The following is a 2,236-nucleotide window of genomic DNA, read 5'->3' on the forward strand; positions in this document are numbered from 1 at the left end:
GGGATGGCCGAAAAATTTGCGGCTGGCCGCGTCGATGCCATAAGCACCACCGCCGAAATAGACTTTGTTGAGATACAGTTCGAGTATCTGCCGCTTGGAGAATTTGCGCTCCAGCGCCAGGGCCAGCACCATCTCGCGGATCTTGCGGCCGAAACTATAGCTGTTGTTGAGGAAGATGTTGCGCGTCACCTGCTGGGTGATGGTCGATGCGCCCTGCAGGCGGCGGCCGGTGCCGCGATTTTCGACCGCGACCCAGGCCGCGCGTGCCATGCCGACCGGATCGACGCCGGGATGATGATAGAAGCGCTTGTCTTCGGTCGACACCATCGCGTCGATCATGACCTGCGGGATCTGATCATAGTCCAGCCAGCGGCCAAAGCTCGGCCCCAGCGACACGATCACGCTGCCATCGGCTGCGTGGACACGGATCATCTGGCCATTGGGGGAGGATTTGAGGCTGCCATAATCGGGCAGCGACTGGAGCGCGATGACCACCGCGATCACGATCGCCAACAGGCCCGCCACCGCCGCCGCCACGCCGATCTTCACCGTGCGCAGCGCCCATGTCTTCGCGCGGCTGGGCGCGCCCTTGCTCTTGCCTGATCCTGCCATCTGTGCCGCCCCGGATACGCGCTAATCCCGGCCCCGGCCAGCGTGATTTAGACGCTTTGCCGGGAAAATTGCCGTGATCGTCCCCATGACGATCGCCGCTTTACGGACGATGAACGGTTAGTCGTCCTGGCACGGTTTGAAGTCGAGCGAGGCGCTGTTCATGCAATAGCGCAGGCCGTTGACGCCTGGACCATCAGGGAAGACATGGCCCAGATGCCCGTCGCACTTGGCGCAGCGGACTTCGGTGCGGACCATGCCATGGCTGACATCGCGAATCTCCTCGACCGCGTCGATATCCACCGGCGCGGTGAAACTGGGCCAGCCGGAACCGCTGTCATATTTTTCCTCGGCATCGAATAATTCGGTGCCGCAGCCCGCGCAATAATAGCGGCCATCGACCTTGTTGGCGTTGAGATTGCCGGTAAAGGCCCGCTCCGTACCGCCTTCGCGCAGCACATGATAGCGTTCGGGCGAGAGGCGCGCGCGCCATTCCGCATCGGTCAGGGTCAGCTTTTCCATGGCGGCAATATGGGTGCGCAAAGCGCGCCGATCAAGCATCGGCGATGCGAGTGAGGCGCATGGCAAGACCTGCGGCCCCCGGTGTTGCGCTCAGGACACGCAGCAGGCCGGGATAGCGCCCCAGCGCGCGAAACCCCGCCGCCGCGCGCAAGGGCAGCAGCGCTCGCCGCGCAAAATGGCGTTGGTAAATCTCCGCGCCATCACGCCTCTGCACCTGCCATTGCGCCACGGCTTCTGCGGCGCTGGCCAGCGCGATGCCAATCCCCTCCCCCGCCAGCGAGGGAATGACTGCGGCCTGATCGCCGAGCCGATAGAGGCCCGGCCAGGTCGTGGTTGCGCGCCAGCCATAGGGGACATCACCGATCGCATCGACGCGAGCGTCAGCGGGCACATCCCCCAGCCGATCGGCCAGCGCGAGCGAGCGGTCGGCCAGCGCCGCGATCAGGCCGAGCGGACGGCCGCCCGCTGCAGTCAAGCGGCTCTTGCGCACCGCCATGCAGAGATTGGCGCTGCCATCCTCCTGCAGCAAGAGGCCGACATAGCCGCCCTCGACCCAGTGCAGTTCGATCCGGCCCCCGATCAAACGCTGCCGCGCGGGGCTGGCGGGCAGGCGCAACCGCAAGCCGAGTTCGGGGTCTGCGCCGTGACGGGGCCGCGCCGCGCCGCGCACATCATGCTTGCCGGTGGCGAGGAACAGGCTGTCCCAGTCGACCGCCGGCCCATCATCCAGCGTGATCGCGGTCGGCGTCAACGTCCGCACGGCATGGCCGAGCCGGAATGTCACGCCAGCCTCGGTCGCGGCGGCGCGCAGCAGCGTGTCGAGTCGATGCCGCGACAGGCCCATGCCCGGCGCGGGAAGCGGCAGTTCGGTCTCCCGCCCGCCCGCAAACAATGCCAGCCGGTCGATCCGGTGGCCGCCGAGCATGGCCGCGTCGATGCCCAGCGCCTTGATCTGCGCGATCGTCGCCCAACTGAGGAACCCACCGCACAGCGCGTCCCCCGGCACCTGTTGCCGATCGATCAGCAGCGGCTTCGCCCCCAGCCGTGCGAGCCGCAGCGCCGCCGCTGCGCCTGCCGGGCCTGCGCCGAGGATCAGCGGCGGGGG

The 2,236-nt window shown here is 67.0% G+C and carries 3 protein-coding genes; all 3 read right to left on the bottom strand.

Annotated features, from left to right (window positions below):
* The coding region (locus IL54_RS02365; protein WP_037472832.1) for a biosynthetic peptidoglycan transglycosylase at positions 1–612 on the bottom strand (612 nt) is incomplete at its 3' end.
* Positions 613–729: 117 nt separating this feature from the next.
* The gene (gene msrB, locus IL54_RS02370; protein ID WP_037472849.1) at positions 730–1,131 is read right to left on the bottom strand and encodes a peptide-methionine (R)-S-oxide reductase MsrB; all 402 of its coding nucleotides are present in this window, start codon (positions 1,129–1,131) and stop codon (positions 730–732) included.
* 31 nt (positions 1,132–1,162) lie between these two features.
* A partial coding sequence (locus tag IL54_RS02375) for an FAD-dependent monooxygenase (RefSeq protein ID WP_076605452.1) occupies positions 1,163–2,236 on the bottom strand: 1,074 nt, incomplete at its 5' end.

The sequence above is a fragment of the Sphingobium sp. ba1 genome (genome assembly GCF_000743655.1).
In the GTDB taxonomy this organism is placed as follows: Bacteria; Pseudomonadota; Alphaproteobacteria; order Sphingomonadales; family Sphingomonadaceae; genus Sphingobium.

Bases quoted from the DNA above. Each gene is read 5' to 3' on its own strand.
- msrB (WP_037472849.1), bottom strand. From the start codon at position 1,131: ATGGAAAAGCTGACCCTGACCGATGCGGAATGGCGCGCGCGCCTCTCG.